20 protein-coding genes and 1 pseudogene are annotated in these 23,526 nt (G+C 51.3%); 16 read left to right on the forward strand and 5 right to left on the reverse strand.

From position 1 onward, the window contains the following. Positions 1-83: 83 nt before the first annotated feature. The 3 genes from ACNA6I_RS17870 to mngB all read left to right on the forward strand — a co-directional run bounded on the left by ACNA6I_RS17870 (position 84) and on the right by mngB (position 5,546). A complete protein-coding gene (locus tag ACNA6I_RS17870) occupies positions 84-812 on the forward strand; it encodes a MurR/RpiR family transcriptional regulator (RefSeq protein ID WP_416313905.1) in 729 nt (242 codons plus the stop codon). 147 nt (positions 813-959) lie between these two features. Next, positions 960-2,888: a PTS 2-O-a-mannosyl-D-glycerate transporter subunit IIABC gene (gene mngA / locus ACNA6I_RS17875; RefSeq protein WP_317949455.1), complete on the forward strand. Its 1,929-nt coding sequence runs from the start codon at positions 960-962 to the stop codon at positions 2,886-2,888. A gap of 36 nt (positions 2,889-2,924) precedes the next feature. After that, entirely contained in the window at positions 2,925-5,546 is a 2,622-nt protein-coding gene (gene mngB / locus ACNA6I_RS17880; protein ID WP_252265085.1) for a mannosylglycerate hydrolase, read from the forward strand. 66 nt (positions 5,547-5,612) lie between these two features. Here the strand turns inward: mngB and ACNA6I_RS17885 are convergent, their stop codons facing one another. Further along, a complete protein-coding gene (locus ACNA6I_RS17885) occupies positions 5,613-7,313 on the reverse strand; it encodes a pyruvate oxidase (RefSeq protein ID WP_416313906.1) in 1,701 nt (566 codons plus the stop codon). A 114-nt stretch (positions 7,314-7,427) separates the two neighbouring features. Here ACNA6I_RS17885 and gpmA point away from each other — a divergent pair, with 114 nt between their 5' ends. The 5 genes from gpmA to ACNA6I_RS17910 all read left to right on the forward strand — a co-directional run bounded on the left by gpmA (position 7,428) and on the right by ACNA6I_RS17910 (position 11,707). After that, positions 7,428-8,183, forward strand: a complete 756-nt coding sequence (gene gpmA, locus ACNA6I_RS17890; RefSeq protein ID WP_048007175.1) for a 2,3-diphosphoglycerate-dependent phosphoglycerate mutase — start codon at positions 7,428-7,430, stop codon at positions 8,181-8,183. Between the two features lie 38 nt (positions 8,184-8,221). After that, on the forward strand, positions 8,222-8,746 hold the full coding sequence (locus ACNA6I_RS17895; RefSeq protein ID WP_416313907.1) for a GNAT family N-acetyltransferase: 525 nt from the start codon (positions 8,222-8,224) through the stop codon (positions 8,744-8,746). A gap of 268 nt (positions 8,747-9,014) precedes the next feature. Next, on the forward strand, positions 9,015-9,872 hold the full coding sequence (locus ACNA6I_RS17900; RefSeq protein ID WP_416313908.1) for an ABC transporter permease subunit: 858 nt from the start codon (positions 9,015-9,017) through the stop codon (positions 9,870-9,872). Continuing rightward, positions 9,869-10,876, forward strand: coding sequence for an ABC transporter permease (locus ACNA6I_RS17905; protein ID WP_416313909.1), 1,008 nt, complete (start codon positions 9,869-9,871; stop codon positions 10,874-10,876). The genes ACNA6I_RS17900 and ACNA6I_RS17905 overlap by 4 nt, the downstream gene beginning before the upstream one ends. 51 nt (positions 10,877-10,927) lie before the next feature. Continuing rightward, positions 10,928-11,707: an SDR family oxidoreductase gene (locus ACNA6I_RS17910; protein WP_416313910.1), complete on the forward strand. Its 780-nt coding sequence runs from the start codon at positions 10,928-10,930 to the stop codon at positions 11,705-11,707. Between the two features lie 113 nt (positions 11,708-11,820). Here the strand turns inward: ACNA6I_RS17910 and ACNA6I_RS17915 are convergent, their stop codons facing one another. Continuing rightward, a complete protein-coding gene (locus tag ACNA6I_RS17915) occupies positions 11,821-13,290 on the reverse strand; it encodes a glutamate decarboxylase (RefSeq protein WP_416313911.1) in 1,470 nt (489 codons plus the stop codon). 184 nt (positions 13,291-13,474) lie between these two features. Then, positions 13,475-13,795, reverse strand: coding sequence for a hypothetical protein (locus ACNA6I_RS17920; RefSeq protein WP_048013364.1), 321 nt, complete (start codon positions 13,793-13,795; stop codon positions 13,475-13,477). Positions 13,796-13,964: 169 nt separating this feature from the next. Here ACNA6I_RS17920 and rfbA point away from each other — a divergent pair, with 169 nt between their 5' ends. The 8 genes and pseudogenes from rfbA (at position 13,965) to ACNA6I_RS17960 (ending at position 20,437) form a co-directional block, all read left to right on the forward strand. After that, on the forward strand, positions 13,965-14,831 hold the full coding sequence (gene rfbA / locus ACNA6I_RS17925) for a glucose-1-phosphate thymidylyltransferase RfbA (protein ID WP_416313912.1): 867 nt from the start codon (positions 13,965-13,967) through the stop codon (positions 14,829-14,831). Next, positions 14,828-15,370: a dTDP-4-dehydrorhamnose 3,5-epimerase gene (gene rfbC, locus ACNA6I_RS17930; protein ID WP_048013362.1), complete on the forward strand. Its 543-nt coding sequence runs from the start codon at positions 14,828-14,830 to the stop codon at positions 15,368-15,370. Before rfbA ends, rfbC begins: the two co-directional genes overlap by 4 nt. Then, the gene (gene rfbB / locus ACNA6I_RS17935) at positions 15,363-16,349 is read left to right on the forward strand and encodes a dTDP-glucose 4,6-dehydratase (protein WP_416313913.1); all 987 of its coding nucleotides are present in this window, start codon (positions 15,363-15,365) and stop codon (positions 16,347-16,349) included. Before rfbC ends, rfbB begins: the two co-directional genes overlap by 8 nt. A gap of 5 nt (positions 16,350-16,354) precedes the next feature. After that, positions 16,355-17,176 carry a dTDP-4-dehydrorhamnose reductase gene (rfbD, locus tag ACNA6I_RS17940; RefSeq protein WP_416313975.1) on the forward strand — a complete coding sequence of 274 codons (822 nt, stop codon included), beginning with the start codon at positions 16,355-16,357 and terminating at the stop codon, positions 17,174-17,176. A 68-nt stretch (positions 17,177-17,244) separates the two neighbouring features. Further along, positions 17,245-17,910 (forward strand): annotated as a pseudogene (locus tag ACNA6I_RS17945) (class I SAM-dependent methyltransferase); the annotation flags it as partial. Then, positions 17,893-19,488, forward strand: coding sequence for a glycosyltransferase (locus tag ACNA6I_RS17950; protein WP_416313976.1), 1,596 nt, complete (start codon positions 17,893-17,895; stop codon positions 19,486-19,488). The pseudogene ACNA6I_RS17945 and the gene ACNA6I_RS17950, both read left to right, overlap by 18 nt. A 245-nt stretch (positions 19,489-19,733) precedes the next feature. Beyond that, positions 19,734-19,928, forward strand: coding sequence for a hypothetical protein (locus ACNA6I_RS17955; RefSeq protein WP_416313914.1), 195 nt, complete (start codon positions 19,734-19,736; stop codon positions 19,926-19,928). Then, complete coding sequence (locus ACNA6I_RS17960) at positions 19,925-20,437, forward strand: hypothetical protein (RefSeq protein ID WP_416313915.1); 513 nt, start codon at positions 19,925-19,927, stop codon at positions 20,435-20,437. The genes ACNA6I_RS17955 and ACNA6I_RS17960 overlap by 4 nt, the downstream gene beginning before the upstream one ends. A 37-nt stretch (positions 20,438-20,474) precedes the next feature. Here ACNA6I_RS17960 and ACNA6I_RS17965 read toward each other — a convergent pair whose 3' ends face one another. Together ACNA6I_RS17965 and ACNA6I_RS17970 are read right to left on the reverse strand one after the other, a co-directional pair. Then, positions 20,475-21,992, reverse strand: coding sequence for an ABC transporter permease/substrate-binding protein (locus ACNA6I_RS17965; protein ID WP_416313916.1), 1,518 nt, complete (start codon positions 21,990-21,992; stop codon positions 20,475-20,477). After that, positions 21,989-22,942: an ABC transporter ATP-binding protein gene (locus ACNA6I_RS17970; RefSeq protein WP_048014559.1), complete on the reverse strand. Its 954-nt coding sequence runs from the start codon at positions 22,940-22,942 to the stop codon at positions 21,989-21,991. Before ACNA6I_RS17970 ends, ACNA6I_RS17965 begins: the two co-directional genes overlap by 4 nt. Positions 22,943-23,526 lie beyond the last annotated feature (584 nt).

The raw sequence follows: 23,526 nt of genomic DNA on the forward strand, positions 1-23,526 counted from the left end.
TATGCTGGAAAGGAACCTGCCATGGGGAAAATCGATCTTTCGTCTGATATAATAATGTCATTGCCATAACGGGGTGAGACATCATGCGATTCGACGAACGCACGCACAAATTTGAGTACAAGCTGAATGATACAGACGATCAGATCATTGATTACATAAAAGAAAGGCACGCTGAGTTTGTGACCCAATCAATCCAGACGGTAGCGGCCAATGTGTTCACCGTGCCGAACACCATCACCAGGCTATCGAAGAAGCTGGGGTATGACGGGTTTTCCCATATGAAGAGCAGCCTGAAAGAGGAATTGGAATCACCTTGTGAAACGCCCGAGGATGACTCTCATTCGTTGATCCAGAAGACGTTCGAGATCCTTGATAAGGAGCGGATGGAGGAAGCGGCCAGACTCCTGGTCGATTCCAAGCAGATTCAATTATTCGGGGTCGGGGATTCCTCCGATCTGTGTGAGATGGTGGCCCGCAATTTTCGCGTGGTCGGCAAACCCACCCATCATCATGTGCACCGGCACGAGATTTTGCACAGTTTGGATCAAATGAATCATCAGAGCGTCCTCTTCCTCATCAGTTTATCGGGCGAGACGCCGTTGGTCATCGAGGCGGCCACCAAGGCGAAGGAGCGCAATATCCCCATGATCACACTGACACACTTCACGAAAAACACGCTTCAATCCATGTCTGCGATCAATCTGTACTGCTATGCGCCGAAGAAGACGAAGAACGGGTACAATATCACGGCTCGAACACCTGTCATGGTGGTGCTGGAGATGCTCTCCCATCACTTCTGGGCGCACTACTAGAGTGGCGGTATACACAAGAAAACGCTTTATCAGGTGAATGCTGTGTAAAAATAAGAATAATCCTTTATTCTTATTTTTTTTTGCTAGGATTAGGTCAAGTTCAAAAAAATGAAAACACTTACAAACATAGAAATGAGGGGTAGAATCATGGAATTATCTAAACTTACCTCGCCGAAGTTGATCAGTACCAAGCTGAAGCTTCGTTCCAAACAAGAAGCCATCGAGTATTTAGTCAACCAACTGGCTGATGAGGGGAAATTGCGTTCTGAGCACGAATTTTTGAAAACGGTTTACGAGCGTGAATCTCTATCACCGACTGGTTTTGAAGGAGGTCTTGCGATTCCCCACGGTAAGTCGAAGGCGGTAAAGGAAGCGGCGTTCGCCGTTGCCACCATCGAGACACCGTTGACCGATTGGGAAAGCATCGATCCCGCCAACCGGGTGGAACTTGTCATCCTCCTGGCCATACCGGATGAGGAAGCAGGCTCCACCCACCTTGCCCTCTTATCGGAATTCGTCACACGGTTATCAGATGAAACATACAAGGAGCGGTTATTGAATGCTGCTTCAAGCGAGGAGCTATACAGCCTCCTTGATGTGGTTGATCCCCCTTTGGAAACACGGGAAATCGAAGATACAGGTAAGGTAGTGCTGGCTGTAACGGCTTGTCCTGCAGGGATCGCTCATACGTACATGGCGGCCGAGGCCCTGGTGAAAGCCGGGAAGGAACTCGGGATCAAGGTGTTCGTGGAGAAGCAGGGGGCCAACGGGATCGAAGACCGGCATACGTCAAGACGTTTGCAGAGTGCAGATGCCGTGATCTTTGCCAATGATGTGGCCGTGAAGGATGAGAGCCGGTTTGCCCATCTTCCGAAAGTCAAAACATCGGTGGCCACTCCGCTCCGGAATGCCAAGGGACTGCTTGAACAGGCTGTGGAAAAAGCGGAAAAATCACCGAAAAGGGCGTATGAGGAACAAAGCGCCACGGATGACGCTCAGGATGACCAGGAGCATAAACCGTTCAAAACCGAAATCAAAGATAGCATCCTGACGGGTATCTCCTATATCATCCCTGTCATCGTGGCAGGGGGAATGACGCTGGCAGCGGCTGTACTGATTTCACAGATCTTCAACCTGCAGGATGTCTACGCGGAAGAAGGGTCATGGCTCTGGTTACTGAGGCAGCTTGGCGGAGGACTCCTGGGTCAGCTGATGGTTCCGATCCTCGCCGCTTACATGGCATACTCCATTGCGGATAAACCCGCACTCGGACCAGGATTTGCAGCAGGGGTCGCAGCCAACCTGATCGGATCCGGCTTCCTTGGAGGGATGCTCGGTGGATTCCTGGCAGGATTCTTCTTGAAATTCCTGAAGAAAAAAATCCAGCCAAAAGGAACATTCGCAGGCTTCATCAGCTTCTGGGTCTATCCTGTCGTGGGGACACTCGTGGTCGGATCAATCATGCTCTTCCTCATCGGTGAGCCCCTGGCATGGATCAACAATGGATTGATCAATTGGCTCGGCAGCTTGTCAGGCACCAACGCGCTTATCCTCGGTGCCATACTTGGTGCGATGGTGTCCTTCGACCTAGGCGGACCCGTCAACAAAGCCGCCTATACGTTCTGTATCGGAGCGATGGCAAGTGGAAACTTCATCCCTTATGCTACCTTTGCTTCGGTCAAGATGGTTTCGGCATTCGCCGTGACCGGTGCCACCATCATCGGGAAGAAATACTTCTCCAAACAGGAGCAGGAAATCGGAAAGCAGACGTGGCTCCTTGGATTGGCAGGGATCACGGAGGGGGCGATCCCGTTCATGATCAATGATCCGATCAGGGTCATCCCATCCCTGGTCGCGGGATCAGCCGTGACCGGCGCCATCGTAGCCTACTTCGATCTTGGATTGAATGTACCGGGCGCAGGGATCTTCTCCCTGGCCTTACTCAAAGGACAGCCGATCTTACTTGCGGCAGGCATCTGGTTCGGAGCAGCCTTGATCGGTGCGGTCATCTCCATGTTCCTGCTGATCGTCACAAGAAAGAGTAAGCTTTCAAAAGAAGAAAACCTTGCAGCATAAAGAGCTGAAACTATACATCCAGGGGGAATGAAATTCATGAAGAACGTACACATCGTCCCACATATGCATTGGGACAGGGAATGGTATTTTTCCACAGAAGAATCTCGTATTCTACTGGTCAACAATATGGAAGAGATCATGGAAAAGCTCGAACGTGACCCGGAGTATCCTCACTATGTGCTGGACGGTCAGACTTCCATCCTGGAAGATTACTTCGCCGTTAAGCCGGAGAACAGGGAGCGTGTGAGGAATCTGGTCCAATCAGGGAAACTGATCATCGGGCCGTGGTATACCCAAACGGATGAAATGGTGGTCGGCGGGGAGTCGATCGTCCGGAATCTCCTCTATGGGCACAAGGATTGCGAGGAGTTCGGGGCACCGATGAAAATCGGTTATCTGCCCGATTCGTTCGGACAATCCTCCCAAATGCCCCAGATCTTCAACGGATTCGACATCAGCTACTCCATCTTCTGGAGGGGGACATCGGAGCGCCATGGAACGGATAAGACGGAGTTCTACTGGGAAAGTGACGACGGCTCAAGGGTACTCGTCCAGCTGTTCCCCCTCGGATACGCCATCGGGAAATACCTCCCTGAGGATGAAGAGGCGTTGCAGAAGCGGATCGATAAATATTTCACCGTGCTCGATAAAGGGGCCACGACCGACCACATCATCCTTCCGAACGGCCATGATCAGATGCCGATTCAGCAGAATATCGAGGTGATCATGGATAAACTCAGAACCCTCTACCCGGACAGGGAATTCTTCCTGAGTCGCTATGAAAATATCTTTGCCGAGCTGGAGAAGGGGAATGACCTTTCCGTCCTGTCAGGCGAATTCCTGGACGGGAAATATATGAGGGTGCACCGGAGCATCTACTCGACGAGGATGGATATCAAAGCGGCCAACACCCGGATCGAGAATAAGCTGACGAATATCCTGGAGCCCCTCGCGTCTATCGCGTACTCCCTCGGATTTGAGTATCACCACGGCTTGATCGAATTGATCTGGAAGGAGATCATGAAGAACCACGCCCACGATAGCATCGGGTGCTGCTGTTCGGATAAAGTGCATCGCGAAATCATGAACCGTTTCTTCCTGGCCGAGGAAAAAACCGATCAGCTCATTGAATTCTATAAGCGGAAGATCACCGATTCCATCGAAAACGAAACCGGAGAGGATCTGCTGACGGCTTTCAATCTCCTTACATATGAAAGGGAAGAAACCGTCAAAGCCACAGTCGTGACCAAGCTGAACGGCTTTGTCATGGAAGATTCAGCGGGTGAGAACATCAGCTTTGAAGTCTTGGGTAAAGAAATCCTGGATCCGGGTCTGATCGACCGGCAAATCGTCCACTACGGAAACTATGATCCATTCTATGAGTACGTCATCCAATGGAAGGACACCCTTCCGGCAATGGGGTATAAAGCATATAGGATCAAGGAGGCCGACCAAGAATGCTCCGTCGCCGAGTGGGAGGAACTTCACGACCATGCAGCGGAAACGGATCTGTACCGGATCAGCGTGAACGCAAACGGCACGCTGAAAATCTATGACAAGTGTGATGGAAGTGAAATCGATCAGGTGCTGCTTCTTGAAAACGGTGGAGATGATGGGGACGAATACGATTACTCACCAGTTGAAGGCGAAGAACTCCTATACAATGCGGATACTAAAGCAGACATCAGCGTAAGGCAGAACCGCTTTGGCGTTGAAATGAACATCGGGGTGGCCCTGCAGGTGCCGATTGATCTCGAGAGCAGAAAAGCCGGAAAGCGTGACGGTGCCGTACAGGTCAACTGGCATATTGAGATTGCGAACGATGACCCTACGATCCGGATCAGGGCTGCCATAGACAATCAGGCAAAAGATCATAGGCTCCGTGCCTTGATCCCGACAGGCATTGTGTCGGCTGTATCCTGGTCTGACAATCAGTTCGGCATGATCAAGCGTGATGTCGTTGACGGGGCAATGGAAGAGTGGGAAGCTCAGGATTGGGATGAGCGACCTGATGCGATCTATCCGATGCTCGGATTTGTCGGTTTGACCGATGACATGAAGGGCGTCAGTCTTTTGACGAACAGCACAAGGGAATATGAAATTGTCGGAGAGGCCTTCGACACCATTGCCGTCACGCTGTTCAGGAGTGTCGGTGTACTCGGGAAAGAAAATCTCGTAAGGAGACCGGGAAGACCATCCGGAATCAAACTCCCGACACCAGACTCCCAGATGATCGGGGCCTTGGATCTTGAGCTTGCCCTGTTGATGCACGGTGGCTCGTTGTCTTCTGCCCGTGTGGGGCGTCAGGCGAAGGAGTATACGACTCCGGTCCATACGTATAATAAAATCCCTCATAATGCCATGAAGCTCAACCCATCAGGGATCATAACCCCTCATGAATACAGCCTTCTTGCGGAAACCTGCCCATCTGGCATCGTTCTCAGCACTTTGAAGAAAGCGGAGAAGGAGGAACGTCTCCTCCTGAGATTCTACAATCCGACAGACGACCAGGCGCAAGCGTCGTTTACCTTCAATGAGCAGGGCATCAAACCGGTAGTGGCCAAATTGAATGAAGAGCCGGTTGGTGAACTGAGCGTGCACGATGGCACCATCACATTGGATGTGAAACGGAATCAAGTCCGTTCGGTGGTATTCTAATAGAGGGAAAATAGAAAGACTGTCGATCGGCTTAAGAGCGATCGACAGTCTTTTTTGATGTGAAAATCACAGAGGAGGCAGGTCAATCTTCCCTTCCTCAAACAACTCCTTGATCATATGCTTCGTATACCCTGCTGCCTGGGAGAACTGGATTTTGGCCGGCATCGGAGCTTCTTCCGGATCCACAAGAACATCGATGATGCAGGCCTTGCGGTTCTGGACGGCCTGCTGGATCGCCGGCAGCAGCTGTTCAGGTCGTTCCACCCGGTACCCGTCCCCACCGCATGCTTCTGCGTAGCGGGCGAAGTCGGGGTTTTGGAGATTGGTCCCGAATTCAATATTCCCCATGACCTCCTGTTCGAATTTGATCATGGCAATCTTATGGTTGTTCAGGACGATGACCACGATCGGCAGGTCATATTTCACCGCCGTGACGAAGTCGGCCATGGTCATGGCGAACCCTCCATCCCCGCACACGGCGAACACCTGTTTATCGGGGTGGGCAATCTGGCCGGCAAGGGCGCCAGGAAGACCGCAACCGAGTGTTGCGAGCCAGCTCGAAATCACGAAGGATTGATGGGTGATATGAAAGTGCCTCGCCATCCAGACGGTGACGTTCCCGACGTCCACAGATAGGACGGCATCATCAGCCGCCACTTCCTGGAGGGCATGGATGACGCGCTGGGGCTTCAAGGGGACGGACCCGTCTTCTTCCTGATGATCAAGCTTTGCCAGCCAGTGTTTCATCCTCTCCTGGCTTTTTTCCAGGAATGAGCGATCTTCTTTCGTTGCCAGATGATCCGTCAGCCAGGAAAGGGTTGCACCGGCATCTCCGGCAAGACCCACATCGACGGGATAACGCTTCCCGATCTGGGCAGGATCGATATCGAGATGGATCGTCTTCGCGTGCTCCGGTAGAAACGCCGTGAACGGGAAGGAGGTGCCGATCATGATGAGGGTGTCGGCTTCCTGCATGGCTTCATACGACGGCTTGGTACCGATCAAGCCGAGTCCCCCGATGCAGTACGGATGCTTGTCGGGGATGACTCCTTTTCCGGGCAGGGTAAGCACGACCGGGGCTCCGATCTTCTCCGCGAATGAGAGGAGGGTATCACGGTGTCCATGGGCACCACGACCGGCGAGGATGACCGGTTTCGAAGCCTCTTCAAGGATCTTCTTCGCGTTGAGGAGATCCTCCTTCATCGGGAGTACCACCTGTTTAGCCGTGAACTGGGCAGTGACCCGAGCTTCCTTCCCGACTTCAAAGCGAGGAATGTCGTCGGGAATCGTGAGGACGGATACCCCTTTCTTGGCATAGGCGGCCCGGATCGCCTGATTCACGACGGCGGGCAGCTGCTCGGCCGACATGATCCGTTGATTATAAACGGCTACATCATCAAACATCCGCTCCAGATTCACCTCCTGGAAGGAATCCGTCCCGATCAGGTCGGACTCCACCTGACCTGTGATGGCGAGTACCGGTGCACGATCAAGCTTTGCATCGTACAGACCGTTCAAGAGGTGGATGGCACCCGGGCCTGCGATGGCCATACATACCCCGAGTTTCCCGGTGAGCTTGGCATAGGCGGCGGCAGCAAGGGCACCCGCTTCCTCATGCCTGACCTGGATGAATTTGATTTTATCCTGTGCTTTCCGAAGAGGTTCGATGAGGGAGTTGATGGAATCTCCCGGCATGCCGTATATATGATCGACGCCCCATTCAATGAGCATATCGATGAGCTTTTCCCCGGCCGTTTGTTTGAACATGATCCTATCTCCTTTCGATTCCAAGTTTCCCTTAGTGTGGGATTTATTCGTTCAAATTACTCCATAATTCTTTCTCAATAGGTGTATACTGTAAAAAAAACGTGGGTGATGACAATGAAGAAAATCGTATTCATTCGGCACGGAGAAAGTCAGTACAATCTCGAGAACCGTTTCACGGGCTGGATCGACGTGGATCTGACGGACGACGGGTACGCAGAAGCAAGAAAAGCGGGGGCCATCCTGAAAAAGCACGGGATCGGGTTCGATGTCGCGCACACCTCTGTATTGAAACGGGCAATCCGGACGCTGTGGATCATGCTTCATGAGATGGACCTCGTCTGGATACCGGTGTATAAATCCTGGAAGCTAAATGAGCGCCACTATGGTAGGCTTCAGGGGTTGAATAAGGATGAGATTACGGAGAAGTTCGGGGAAGAGCAGGTGACGGAGTGGAGGCGGTCCGCCGATGTAAGGCCGCCTGCCGTGACGGATGACGCACACCAAAAGGATCGTGACGATCCCAAGTATGCGTCGGTCAGCGACGAAGACCTCCCCATGACAGAGAGTTTGATTGATACGGAAAAGCGTGCCCTTCAGTATTGGAAGGATGAGATTGTTCCGTGCCTTCGGGAAAACGAGCGCGTCATCCTGTCCGCTCACGGGAATACACTGAGGGCTCTCGTGAAATATCTCGACGGGATACCGGATGACGGAGTGGCCGGGCTCAATATCCCGAACGGCATTCCACTTGTCTATGAACTGGATGATGATCTCACCCCTCTCCGCCACTATTACCTAGGGGAAGAAGGCGAAATGGAACACAAGGACATCCCGCAGCACATACATGAGGACGATCATTGGATCGGGTGATGGGGATGCCTACTACATAGACAAGAGGAGGAAAAGAAATGGGGAACCTATCGATACGATTGCTGCAAGAAGGAGACGAAGGAAGCCTGTTGGCATTCGAGGAGGAGAATCGGACGTTCTTCCAAGAATTCAGTGTCCATCGACCGGATGACTTTTATACGCTGGCAGGGCAGCGGGATATGCTTAAAACAAGACTGGAGAGAAGTGAAGAGGACCAGGACTATCATTTTGGGATCTTCCTTGATGGGGATGAACTGGTCGGCACGATCGGTTTGTTCCGCATCGAACGGGGGCCGAGGCAGATGGCCATCATCGGCTACAGCCTGAGCCAGAAGCATAACGGCAAGGGATATGCGACCGAGGCCGTCCGGCAACTGGTCCGCTATGGGTTCGACGTCCTCGGCCTTCACCGGATCGAGGCCGGAGTGATGCCGAAGAATGGCGGTTCGATCAGGGTGTTGGAGAAAGCCGGGTTTGAGAAGGAGGGTATCTCGCGGAAGTCCGTTAAGATTAATGGGGAATGGGAGGATCATATGATTTTGGCAATCATTAATGAGAGTTGAAACGTACCACATTAATTATTTGAGTAGATCAGGTTGTTTCTTGCTCTTCTTTTTTATTTTGACTTGGTTTGATTCGAAATTCAAGAGAGAGAATTGTAATGACCCCTACCCTTTGACACGTAATTTCCTCATACTATCGTACGTATATACTTTACTATAGTTTTATTTTGCAGTATTTTCAGTTTATTGTTTTTTTTCGGTCCTTCTCTTGTCTTTTTCTTGTGTTATAATGACAAAAAAAGGCATTGGAGGATTAATTTTGAATGTAATGAAGCGATTCGCCTGGTTGCTCGAGCCGGTTCTGATCATTGCAGGAATTCTACTGGTCAGTGCCGGGTCTGGCCTGTTTAAAAACCAATCCCTCTCCTTCGCATTGTACGGACGAACCTTCCTGGATATGTGGGGGGATCTCTCTCATCCGTTTGATCTCGTATATACCATAACGCAAACGGAGAGACCGCTGTTTCCGGTCATCCTGCTGGCACTATGGAGCAGTATGCGGATCCTTTTTCTGGCGATTGCCATATCCCTTGGTGCCTCTCTTATTCTCTTAATCATCTATACGGTGTCCGGGCGGATCGTGAAAAATGCGATCAAATCCATCGCCGCCGTTCTGGAGTCGGTGCCGGATATCTTTGTCATTGCTACGCTGCAGCTCTTCATCATCTGGTTTTTCAAGAAGACGGGGATCCTTCTCGGTGATGTGGCTTCCCTCGATCCAAATGAAATCATCTTCCTTCCGGCCGTCACCCTGAGCGTACTGCCGACCTTCTTCTTCCTCGGTCTGATGATTTCATTCGTGAGAGAAGAGGAAGATCTGCCATATGTCGAGCTTGCCCGGAGCAAAGGACTGACAAAATACCGGATTCTGTTCATCCATATGATCCGGAACATCCTGGTCAGCCTGACGTACCACGGCAAGCAGATCGTGTGGATGATGCTGTCGAACCTGTTGATCCTCGAGTATCTGTATAATGTCTTCGGTGTCACGTCGTTCTTGTTCACCTATAATACGCCGGCGATCTTTGCCATCACGTCGATTCTGCTCTTTCTCCCGATCTATGGGGTGCTGAAGGCGATGCAGTTCACGGTGAAGCACCGGATCGGGAAGGAGATGAGTTTATGACGACGTTGAAAAATTGGCTGCTGATAGGATTTGGAGCAGGGTTCATCCTTTTGATGCTGGGGTGGAGCATCCTTTTCCATTCCCAAGGATCCAAGATTCCTAAGACCGTCATGACAAACGGAGATGAGGGGTTCGCCGCAGCTCCGTTCAGCCCCTCATCCCAGATCATGTTCGGGACCGACCGGGACGGCTACCATATGTTCTATAAGGTGGTGGACGGAGCGGTGTATACCCTCGGTGCAGCGATTGCCATTTCCCTGGTGGCCTTCCTTTTGGCGTTTCTTGTCGGTGTCCTCATGGGATTCTGGAAGCCGGCAGTCAGGCGCTACTCCGATAAAGTGCTCATGGGCTTTTATTTCATCCCGCAGTCCATCATCGCGTACAACGTCCTGTATCCGTTGCTGTGGGAGACGGAGGAGGGCTTTACCACCACCTTGAATGAGCGGATCATCTGGACAATTCTGGTGCTCGCCTTCATCATGCTGCCGACGACGGCCATCCTGATTTCCAACGAAACAAAAGAAATTCTCGGCAAGGAATTCATTGCAGGTGCGCGGGTCCTCGGTGGCAGCCGGTTCTTCCTATTCTGGAAGCATGTGCTCCCCCATCTGAAGGGGCGGCTGTTCATCCTCTTCCCGAAGCTCGTCATCCAGGCACTCCTGATCATCGCCCATCTCGGATTCTTCACGATTTACTTCGGGGGAACGGACGTATGCTATGATCCGGCCGGATGTGATCCACCTAAACCGTTCGTCCAGGAGTGGGCAAGCATCATGGGGACGAACTACAGTGAAATCTATAATGCCTGGTGGATCTTCATGACACCGATGCTGTTCTTCTCGTTGGCCATCATTGCCTTGACCGCAACAACGAAAGGACTGGAAGGACTCCTTGATCCTTCAGTCAAACCGCGAAAGAAAAAAGTCATTTCCTCCCATTCTCACGCTTCATCTGCTGTAACAGCGGAATCTTTCCATCGGGTCGGGAAGGAAGTTTCATCTTGAACCGAGAAGGTTATAGAGTGCTAGAAGGGATACATAGAAGGAGGAAGCAAGATGAACTTGAATCTGAATGGAAAAGTGGCCCTGGTGGTGGCATCAAGCCAGGGACTTGGCAAGGCCATTGCGACCCAATTTGTCAAAGAAGGCATGCGGGTCATGCTCACGAGCAGGAATGAAGGAACACTGAAAGAGGTCAAGGAGGAGCTGAGTGTCCATGGAACGGTGGAGTATTGTCCGGCAGATATTACAAAGCCGGAAGAAATCGCCCGCCTTGTGGAACAGACGGTGGACGTGTACGGGGGGATCGATGTCCTTATCAACAATGCGGGTGGTCCTCCTGCAGGGAGCTTCGAGCAGTTCAGCGATGAAGACTGGATCAATGCCTTCCAGCTCAATCTATTGAGCTATGTCCGTCTCATCCGGGAGGCCTTGCCTCATCTGAAAAAGGATGGAGGGCGCATCATCAATATCGCTTCTTCTTCCATCAAGGTGCCGATCCCGGGACTGATCCTCTCCAATACGTTCCGTACGGGGATGATCGGCATGGCGAAGACCCTTGCCGATGAGTTCGCAGAGTACGGCATCCTGATCAACACCGTAGCCCCAGGGAGGATCGCCACCGATCGCGTCGCCCATCTCGATTCGGTCAATGCGGAAAAGCATGGAAAGAGCGTGGAAGAGGTGGAGGAAGAGTCGAAGGCGAAGATCCCGTTGAAACGCTACGGGACACCGGAAGAATTCGCCAACGTCGTCACCTTCCTTGTATCAGACGCCAATACGTACATGACCGGAAGCTCCTTCCTCGTGGATGGAGGCATGGTGAAGTCGATCTAATAACACGGTCAGGACTGAAAAAAGCACCCTATAGAACAGACCTGAGTCTGCCTATAGGGTGCTTTTTTGTGTAGTACCAGGAACTACTCAGTAGATCTGCTCATGTTTACCTTCTAATGATGAAACCCATTATCATACTTCGTATCATGTGGCATAGGTGCGTCCAGTGTATCGAGAAAAGCAACGGCCTGTTTGAGGTTCACCAAAAATAAATGGGCAAGGTCCATGGAGAAACCATTCCGGACCACCACCCGCATTATCGTCACCGTTTCCATGTCAGGAGGCAATGGATAGGCGGGGACCTGCCAGCCGAACACACGCATTTGTCTGGATAAATCAAATAGCGTCCAATGGGATGTGGCATCATCTCTCAGTCGCCAAGCGAAGACGGGTATATCGGAACCATCGGATAAAAGTTCAAACGGTCCCATGTTCTGAATCTCCTTGCTCAGGAAGAGGGCAACGTTCTGTGAAGCCTTTTGGACCTCATAGTACCCTTCTTTCCCCAGACGCAGGTAATTATAATATTGCAGCAGCACTTGGGCGCCGGGTCGGGAAAAATTCAAGGCGAAAGTCGGCATATTCCCGCCCAGATAGGAGACGCGGAAGATGAGTTCCTCAGGGAGGTCCTTGGCTTCCCTCCAGATGATCCAACCCAATCCCGGGTAGACCAATCCATACTTATGTCCGGATACATTGATGGACTTCACCCTTGGCAGTTGGAAATCCCAAACCAGGTCAGGTTGAAGGAACGGTGCGATAAATCCCCCTGACGCGGCATCCACATGCATCGGAATGTTGAGTCCGGATTTCTCCTGCAGATCGTCCAGTGCTTTCGCAATGGCAGCTATGGGTTCATAAAGGCCAGTATACGTTTCCCCAAGAATGGCGACAACCCCAATCGTATTTTCGTCCACTGCAGCGAGGACGCCCTCAGGATTCAATTGGGGATGCTCCGGGGTGACCTTTACATAGCGGGGTTCCACTTCCCAATAGTTCGCGAATTTTTCCCAAACGACTTGAATAGCAGAACTAAATACGATATTGGGGCGATCTACCGGTTTCCCTTCCTTTTTGCGTGCGTTTTGCCAGCGCCTTTTCAACGCCAGCCCTCCAAGCATACAGGCTTCCGACGACCCCGTTGTGGAAACCCCCATCGTCTTCAAAGGCTCGGGTGAATGCCAGAGATCGGCTAAAATGCGGACGCATCTCTCCTCGATTTGGGCTGTCTGCGGATATTCATCCTTGTCTATCATGTTTTTGTCGAATGATTCGGCATACAAGCGCTCTGCGGCCGGCTCCATCCACGTACTGACGAATGTAGCGAGGTTCAAGCGTGCATTGCCATCAAGGGTGATTTCATCATGGACGATCTGATAGGCTGTTTCTGGTAGCATTCCCCCATCTGCCAGATGAAAGCGGGGAATGGTGGATTCACCTTCGCGGGCAAACAGAGGGTTAATGGAGAGTTCGTGTGGAAGCTCCATTTCCATGTGATGCGGTAATCGTTGTTGCTGATCGGGCTTGATCTCTTTTCCTCCGTATGTATCGCTTTGAGTGTCTGCTTTTCGATCCTTGGACATAACAATCCCCCTTATCGATTGGTAACCATCATATTATGTGCTGAAAATAATGGAGTTAACCAAGCCGTTGAAGGATCATTCGAATAATCGGTTGATCAATGGCGATATGAAAGGAATCAAAAAAGATGATCCCCTGCATTGACTAGGGATCATCTTCTTCCAGGAACCTAGGTGATTCCTTCATTCATGGCCCGGTGCCACATTGGATCATGTAAGTGCCATCCTGTTTGGGTGCATAACAGACAGAGGAAGTATCTCCGGTCGGACTATTAAAATCGAACCATTTCACATCATAGAGCTGCCCTAATTCAGCATCAACGTAGTCGTTCTCGTTGATCCATGCGAAAAAGCTTTGGTACGGATGGCCTTCTTGATAGATGTGTGCCCTCAAAGCAGATTCAGGCGAGCTTTGGCCGTGTACAACGGGCGCAAGGAAGGGAGGCAGGGCGATCAAGACCGCTACAGAAAGGAACACTAACAACAGGATTTTTTTCTTTTTGCGCATTGGTTTCTCCTTTTTACATTATTTGATTAAGCGTGATTCTTAAATATTCGACAGTAATAGATATTTTCCTTTTTTTGGTTTTATCACATGTGTGCTCAGCGGACCTTCTTTTTGTGCCTTGCATACGATAACACAGCAGAAATATCTTCTTATGTTGGGAGCGTTCCATATGAAAGGCATCATATTAGCAGGGGGGGGCGGTACGCGCTTGTATCCATTGACGAAATCAATCTCGAAACATCTCCTTCCCCTTTACGATAAGCCGATGATTTACTACCCCATCTGTACGTTGATGGAAGCAGGAATCCGTGAAATCTTGATCATTTCGACGGAGCAGGATCTCGGTCGATACGGGCAGCTTCTCGGTGATGGGAGTACGCTCGGGATCTCAATCCAGTATGCACTGCAACCGAAACCGGAGGGCATCGCTCAGGCTTTTATCATAGGGGAAGCCTTCATAGGAGAAGAGCGTACGGCGTTAATTCTTGGAGACAATGTGTTTTATGGGCCGGGGTTTCAGGATCCCGTGTGGAACGGGGATGATGCTCTTGTCTTTGGTGCTTATGTAGTAGATCCGGAGCGTTTCGGGGTGGTGGGCTTTTCAAGCGAAGGGCAAGTGGAGTCAATCGAGGAAAAGCCGGCCTGCCCGAAGTCCAACTATGCTGTCGCAGGGTTATATGTGTACAACAGCGATGTCGTGGCAGTTGCCAAAAGCCTGCGGCCATCCGTGCGTGGGGAACTTGAGATTACGGATATCAACCGTATCTACCTGCAATCGGGGAAACTTTCGGTCCGTCTCCTCGGGGAACATGATGCCTGGATGGATGCAGGTACCCATGAGTCCCTATTCAAGGCATCGCAGTTTATCAAGACGATGGAAGAGACGAAAAACGTCAAAATCGGATGTATGGAAGAAGTAGCCTTCCGAAAGGGGTGGATTACTTCAGAAGAGCTGATGAAGCTCGGTCATCAGTTCCGTAATAATCCATATGGACAGTATCTCAAGAGGGTGGCAGCAAGGGGGAGTAAAAGATGAAGGTCATAGAGACAAATCTCCATGGCGTGGTGGTGCTGGAACCACAAGTACTCGGGGATCATCGGGGATATTTTTTCGAAAGCTACAATGAACGGAGGGCAGGCATCCACGGATTGATGGCCAGGTTCGTCCAGGATAACGAATCGTTTTCAGAGAAGGCGGGCGTGCTGAGGGGCCTGCACTATCAGATCGGGGAACATGCCCAGACGAAGCTGGTGAGGGTGGCTTCGGGATCGATCTTTGATGTGGCGGTGGACATACGGAAGGGATCGAGTACGTTCGGACGTTGGTTCGGGACGGTCCTCAGTGCACAGAATAAACGGCAGCTCTATATTCCAAAGGGCATGGCCCATGGCTTTTGCACGTTGGAGGAAGGGACGACCGTCCTTTATAAGGCGGACTCCTTTTACCACGCCGCGTCCGACCGGGGAATCCGCTGGGATGACCCCCATCTTGCCATCGACTGGCCGGTGGATGTGCCGATTCTTTCTGGAAAAGATGAAAGCCTGCCAGGTTGGGAGGATGCCGATTTTGAATGAGTATAGCATCCTTTTAACGGGGGGAGCGGGATTCATCGGTCATCACTTCATCCATCATAGATTGAGAGGGACGGAGGACAGGATCGTGAATCTTGATGCGCTCACCTATGCAGGAGACCTTGAGTCGTTGAAAGAGCTGGAGAATAGCCCACGCTACACATTCGTGGAGGGGGATATCAACAATCGGGAGCTCGTCGATGATCTGATCAGGCAGTTCAACATCAATTTGATCGTCCATTTTGCGGCCGAGTCCCATGTGGACCGGAGCATCGCCTCGGCGTCAACCTTCATCCATACAAATGTTGCCGGCACCCAGGTGCTTCTGGACGTGGCAAGGGAGCACGGCGTACGCTTCATTCATATTTCCACCGATGAAGTATACGGAAGCCTCGGGAAAACAGGAAGCTTCACAGAAGAATCCCCGTTAGCACCACGAAGCCCGTATGCTGCGAGCAAGGCGGCGTCCGATTGCCTCGTCCTCGCCTGTCACCATACATTCGGCCTGCCCGTCAATGTTACGCGCTGTACAAACAATTACGGACCGCGGCAGTTCCCGGAGAAGTTCATCCCGAAGATGATCATCCAGGCACTGAGAGGGCATTCTCTTTCAATCTATGGAACAGGAGAGAACGTCAGGGATTGGATCCACGTGCACGACCATTGTACGGCCATCGACGCTGTAATTGAAAAAGGGATTGCAGGGGAAGTCTACAACATCGGTTCTTCCAATGAGCGGAAAAACCTCGAAATCGCGAGGTTCATCCTGGAGGAGCTCGAATTGGATGAAAACCGGATCACCTATGTTGATGACCGCCCCGGACATGATTACCGCTACTCACTCGATTCGGATAAGATCAGGAATGAATTGGGCTGGGCCCCCCGATATGAATTTGAGCCGGCTTTGAAAAAGGCGATCCGATGGTACAAGGAGCATCGCCCATGGTGGGAATATGTGTTGAAAAGGGGCGTGGGACTGTGACCATTATGATCACGGGTGGATCAGGCCAGCTCGGCAGTGAAATCATCCGGCAGCTGAGGGATGCGGGCAGGCCATTCCTGGCACCGCACAGGGCCGAACTCGATGTGACGGATGTGGATCAGACCAAGGGCTTCATTTACCGGTCCTCCCCCGACATCATCATCCACTGTGCGGCCTTCACGGATGTGGAGCTGGCGGAAGAAGAGGAAGCACGGGCTTTCCTTGTGAATGAAGAGGGAACCAGTTATATAGCGGAAGCAGCAAGTGCAGTCGGAGCTGTGTTGGTTTATATCAGCACGGACTATGTCTTCGATGGGAAGAAGAAGGCCCCGTATGAAGAGGGGGATCATCCGGCTCCCCTCAATGCCTATGGAAGGTCGAAGCTTGCCGGGGAAGAGGCGGTGAGGAAGGCGGCTCCCCGGCACTATATTGTGCGGACGTCCTGGGTGTTCGGGGGAGGGGGGCCGAATTTCATCAAGAAGATCTTGACTTTATCGGAAACGAACGACACCCTGAAGGTCGTGGACGACGTCCTTGGCAGTCCGACGTATACCGTGGATCTTGCCGGGGCCATTATCCAGCTGATTGAAACTCATCGATTCGGCACATTCCATCTTGCTAATGCCGGGGCATGCTCGTGGAGGGAGCTGGCTGATGAATCCATCCGGCTTTCAGGTAAAAAGACAATCATCCTACCCTGCCCTTCAAAGGAATACCCAAGCAAGGCAGCCAGACCCCTATACTCCGTGCTCGCGAACCAAAAAGCGCCACCCCTTCCCCCGTGGAAAGATGCGGTCAAACGCTACCTCGATTCCATTCGGGTTTAAGATATAATGAACGTTTTTTCACATACCTTGTAAGGAGGTATGTGTTTTTTTGTGAGAGGAGGAGGGAGATGAAAGGCTGGGATTATCGCCATGCGACATTTGCCGTTGACGAAGCGGAGGAACTGCCTGCAGGTGCCATCCGATATGGCCCATGGTCAGGTCATCGCAGGTTTGCTTATGACCTTGTACGCTACCTTGCTCCTGAATGCATCGTTGAGCTGGGTACTCAATATGGAACGTCATTTTTCAGCTTTTGCCAGGCAGTGAAGGATGGGGGACTGTCATCCACATGTCACGCAGTGGATACGTGGGAAGGTGATCCCCACGCAGGCTATTATGGTGACGATGTATATGAAGGCGTCAAAGCTGTGACGGAAAGGGAGTTCCCCGGGATCGGCAAGCTGCTGAGGAAAACCTTCGATGAAGCACTGAAGGAGTTCGAAGACGGATCCATCGACCTTCTTCATATTGACGGATACCACACATATGAAGCCGTCAGCCATGATTACACCACGTGGTTGCCGAAGCTGTCGGAGAACGGGGTCGTCCTGTTCCATGACACGTATGTGAGGGGAAGGGACTTTGGAGTATATAAATTCTGGGCGGAACGACAAGGGGATCCTCACATCGATTTCACCCACAGCAACGGGCTGGGTGTCCTGTTTCCCAAAGGGACCAATGCCCAGCAAGAGCATATGCTCATCCGGAAAGGAGAAATGGAAGAGGTCTACAGGGGGACGGATCGGATTGGACACCTGAGGCGGAACAACGAGGAGGGGGGAGCGGAGTCCTCCATGTTCACGGCCTATCTCTATATCTCTGATTCTTATACGGATCACTATCTTCACATCATCTTCAATCGCCTGATGGAAAAGGGAATTGATATCGTTCTGTGTGATGCCGATGCGTCACAGCCGGAGATCGATCCAAAACATCCACGTGTGTATGTATCCATAGGAGATGATTGGAAGGAATTCAAAGGGTTGAACGGCCTGCCCCTTGAGGAGCGCAGGCGATGGATCCATGTCAAGTCGGGAGAGGAAATCGAGGCGGATCACCTCTTTCACTGCTGGTTGAAGCGGACGGATCCCCTGCCTGAAGGGGAGGAGATTTCCATTCCTTCCACCATCAGCGACCGGCCCCTCGTGTCAGTCTTCACGGCAGCCTACCGGTCGGGAAACAAAATCAGGCGGCCCTATGAATCTCTCTTGAAGCAGACCTATACGAACTGGGAATGGGTCATCGTGGATGACTCCGGTGACGAAGATGAGACGTACCAAACGGATCTGATGGGGCTGGATGATTCAAGAGTCAGGCGCTACCGACCAGACGGATCGTCCGGCTATATCGGAGCGGTGAAACGGTATGCGGCAAGTCTATGCACCGGGGAAATCCTGGTGGAGGTTGATCATGATGACGAGCTCACGGAGGATTGTCTGGAGAAAATCGTGTCGGCCTTCCAGGAGAATCCCGACTGCGGTTTTGCCTATGGAGATTGTACGGAGGTCCATGCCGATAATCTCCACGCCCATTGGTACGGCTGGGACAGCGGCTACGGCTATAACCTGTACTACCGGGTGTGGATCCACAAGATGAAGCGCTGGCAGAATGTGAATAAGCACACGGCCCTTAATGGAACGACCATCAGGCATCTCGTCGGCCTTCCGAACCACCCCCGTGCATGGAGGCGGGACTGCTACCATCTCATCGGAGGACACAGGGAGGAACTGCTCGTGGCAGATGACTATGACCTTCTCGTCCGGACGTTCCTGTCAACCCGTGTCGTGGCAATCCCGGACCTTCTCTATATCCAATACCGGAACACAGGTGGGAGCAATACGACGTTTACAAGGAACAAGCAGATTCAGCTTCTTGTGCAGCAGCTTTACAACTATTATGGGAACCGGATCGGGGAGAGGCTCGAGTCCCTTGAACTGCCCCGTAAGATTCCCTATGACCGGATCTGGAAGCGGAAAACGGATGATGCCGGTGTGAAGACGGCTCATCTCATCCATGAGAGGGAGGATCGTCGCTCATTGTTATTCCCCATCCCTCATGAAGAAGAAGAGTATGATCACACTCTTCTTCTTGAAGCACTCAGGGAAGGCCTGGAAACCGGATTCTCAGATCATGAGATCGTCATCGCCGGAAGGATACCGCATCTTGTGGAAACCTACGCGGCCAATGCGCCGATGGGGGCAATCAGGTGGTGGCCGATGGAAGTGGAAGATGATTGGGAAACCTGTCTACGGTACGCTACCTACATGGCTTCGTGTAAGGAAAAGGTGGTTGTGGGTAGGAGCCTGACATAAGGGGAAGGGGTAGTATGATGGTTTGTAAGAGGATGGATGGGCCCCAAGATGGTTCTTACACTTTTGGTGTCATATGAGCCATGTATTTCAGTGAAAGAGTGGTGCAGGTGAGACATGCGTGAGGGTATGTCTCACTGTCCCGCTGGGAATATAAATTGGCCTCTGTGTAAACATGAATCCGAAGGGATGTACATATACGGTTTAAATGGTATAATGTAGAAAAATATTCCAGAGGGGGTGTTGACATGGGCGGAGGAGATAGTGTATTCATGGTGTCATTGTTGATCTTGTGTGCAGGACTGGTGTTTGTCGCAGCCGTCGCGGTGAGGTTGGTCAACAATGGAAAACAGAAGACGGATTTAAAAGAGGAACGACTTGCGGCGGTTGAAGATAAACTAGATAAAATATTGATCGCCATGAAGGAAAAAAGTTCTGAATGAGCCGTTGTGTAAAGAGATTCCAACGCATTTTTAGACCCGGTGTACAACTCACCTTGCTGGTAGCGTTCATTTCTGCTCTTTCCGCGTGTTCCAGTCCATCTGAAAAGCTCTTGGAGCAGTTCACGGAATACCGGGTGGAACATGGCTTGAATCTGTATCGCCAGACCGTACCCCAGGACGGGGAAAGCTCTCTGGTCGCCGTCTATGAGAATGTTGATGACCTGTTTGGGATCATGGAATTCGACGGCAAAGAGAATAACTATCAGGAAGTTGAAAAAAAGCAGAAGGTGACGACCGCTGTCCTGACAGGGGACGGGAAAACCACTCTCGCCATCCTTCACCCCGATCAGAAAATGGGGAACGTGAAAGTGAATGCGGACGGTCAATCGGAAGAATTCGCTCTTGATAGCCAAGAGCCCATTACGGTGCATACGCTGAAGGATTCCTATGATGATGTGAAGATAGAAGTTTTTGATGCGCAAGGAAATCTGATTGAGCAAGACGAATAAAACCGGACGCGCCAACATGGGCGGTCCGGTTTTTGGTTTATTGAATCAGCTTATTCTCCTTCAAATACTCTTCTGCCACTTCTCTTGCAGAGCGGTCTTCGACGGAAACCTGATAGTTCATTTCCCTCATCTCGTCATCCGTGATCTTACCGGACAATTTGTTGAGGATGTCCTCAAGCTCTGGGTATTCTTCAAGGAGCTCCGCTTTCATGATCGGGGCACCCTGATACGGAGGGAAGAGGCCCTTATCATCTTCGAGTACTTTCAGGTTGTATTTCTCGATTTCAGGATCAGTGGAGTAGGCGTCGGCCAGATTGATCTTGCCTGAATCAATCGCTGTATACCGCAGCTCAGGCTGCATGACCTTCACGGATGGGAACTCGATGCCATAAAGTTTCTGGATGCCGGGGTAGCCGTCGTCCCGCTCAGGGAATTCCGGTGTGAATCCAGCCTTGATGCTGCCCTGGATGGCCTTCAGATCGGAAATGGTCTTCAGGTCATACTGCTGTGCCAGCTCCTCGGGAACGGCAAGGGCATAGGTATTGTTGTACTTCATCGGCTCAAGTAACGCAAAGCCGAGTTTATCCTTTGCACCTTCTTTCGCCTGCGTATAGACCTCTTTCTCATCGGTGCTCTCAGGTGATTCCTTCAGGAGATCGGCAATGACAGTCCCTGTGAATTCAGGGTAGATGTCGATATCCCCGGATCTCAGGGCATTGAACATGAAGGTGGTCGGCCCCATATTCGGCTTCACCTCAACCGTGATGTTGGTTTCATCTTCAATCAGGAGCTTATACATATTCATGAGGATCTCCGGCTCGGGTCCAAGCTTCCCGCCGATGACAAGATCGGCTTCCTTCGGTTTTAAGAAGGCGGAACCTCCGATGATCAAGAAGGCGATGACGATGACAGATGCCACCGATATCAGGGATTTCTTGAATGATAGCCTTCCGATGATCCGCAATAGGAAATCGAAGAAAAGCGCCAGCAGGGCAGCGGGGATGGCACCGAGAAGGATCAGATCGATATCGTTCCGGCTGATCCCGACGGTGATGAGATCCCCGAGCCCACCGGCTCCAATCAAGGCGGCGATCGTCGTCGTGCCGATGATGAGGACCATCGACGTCCGGATCCCGGCCATGATGACAGGCATGGCAAGTGGCAGCTCGACTTTGACCAGGCGCCTCCAGCTGTTCATCCCGAGGCCCTTTGCAGCTTCTGTCAAGGCGGGATCCACTTCATTGATACCCGTATACACATTCCTCAGGATCGGGAGGAGCGCATAGGCGACAAGGGCGATAATGGAAGGGACGGTTCCGATACCCACTAGAGGAATCAAGAGTCCGAGGAGGGCCAGCGACGGAATCGTCTGGAATACGGCCGTGATGCCGATGATCGCCTCCGCCACCTTCTGTTTCCTGGTCAGATAAATGCCCAGCGGAATGGATATGATGAGTGCGAAGAACAGGGCAATGAAGGAGATTTCGATATGCTGTAAGAGATCGTTAAGCAATTCGCCTTTCCGGTTATTGAACGTTTCCATCAATCCATTCATCCTGTTTCACCTGCTTTCACTCCTGCAAGATGCCGGATGATGGTTTCCCTTGAAACGTATCCGACGGGGGTCCCGTCTTTTTTCACGATTGCGATCTCTTCCTGTGCAAGGGCTGAAAGGGTTTCGTCAATCGTGCTGTCGATCGGGATAGATGCCCGGTCCACATCCATCGGTTCTTCAATCGGTGAGAGGAGATCGGCCAGGTTGAAGTCATTCTCAAGGGAATGTCCTTTCCCTCCGATGAAATCCCGGACAAATTCATTGGCAGGATGATGGATCAACTCTTCGGGTGTCCCTACCTGGGCGACTTCGCCATCCTTCATGAGGCAGATGCGATCTCCGAGCTTCAGGGCCTCCTGCATATCATGGGTGACAAACACGATGGTTTTCTTGATCTCCTTCTGGAGGGACAGAATATCATCCTGGAGCTTTTCCCTCGTGATGGGGTCTAGGGCGCTGAACGGTTCATCCATCAGGATGAATTCCGGGTCTGCCGCAAGGGCGCGCGCGACTCCGATCCGCTGCTGCTGACCACCCGATAATTCACCGGGCTTACGGTCTTTATAGTCAGTGGGTTTAAGACCCACCATCCGTAAAAGCTCATCCACACGCTTGCTTGTCTTTTCTTTAGGCCACTTCTTCATCTCAGGGACGATGGCGATATTCTCCTCGATGGTCATATGTGGGAACAGTCCGATATTCTGTAGCACATACCCGATGTTCCATCTCAGCTCGTGCACATTGTATGTACTGACTTTCTCATCATTGATATAAATCGTCCCATCAGATAACTCAATGAGTCGGTTGATCATTTTGAGAGTCGTTGTCTTTCCGCATCCACTCGGACCGATCAGCACAAAGATTTCTCCATTGGGGATGGTGAAACTGACTGAGTCCACGGCCTTCTTATTTCCGTCAAATACTTTTGAAACATTCTCAAATCGGATCATTTCTTACCTCCTTCTTATACCGTAAGTAACGTACTCCTTAAAATGGAGCCTACCTAATAAGATTCCTTTTATTCATACAAGATAAACGCTTTTTACAAGTAAATAAGGAGCAAACATTCAAGAAAATATCTCGAATTAAAAGTTTTTTCTCCCAAACCATTGACATCGAAAGAGCATCCATCATATAATTATCTCGAATTAAAGATATTTTAATTCAAAGCAAAAGAAGGAATACAGAAGCAAATATTGAAAATAGTATAAATACCACGAAGACCGTTCCTTTCCGCTGCAGGCACTTGCTTTCCACGGGGAGGAAGTCGAGCCTCCTCATTCTTGCGGGGTCTCGAACATCCCTCTATACCCGTAGGAGTCAAGTGCCTTCCGCTCCAATGCACTCTGGGTATCATCCAGGTTGCGAAAGGGTTGATGGAATGGGCAGGGTCATTTCAGAAAAGAAATAGAATTAAATGAGTTCACTCATCAAGTCAGTTAGGAACAATTACTTTAATTCAACGAAGAGTGAGTGGTAGCGGAGGGGTGCCGACTCCTGCGGGAAAGGCGGGCAGGTGAGACCCAGCAGGCGC

It is taken from the genome of Rossellomorea sp. FS2 (genome assembly GCF_047915635.1).
GTDB classification, from domain to species: Bacteria; Bacillota; Bacilli; order Bacillales; family Bacillaceae_B; genus Rossellomorea; species Rossellomorea marisflavi_A.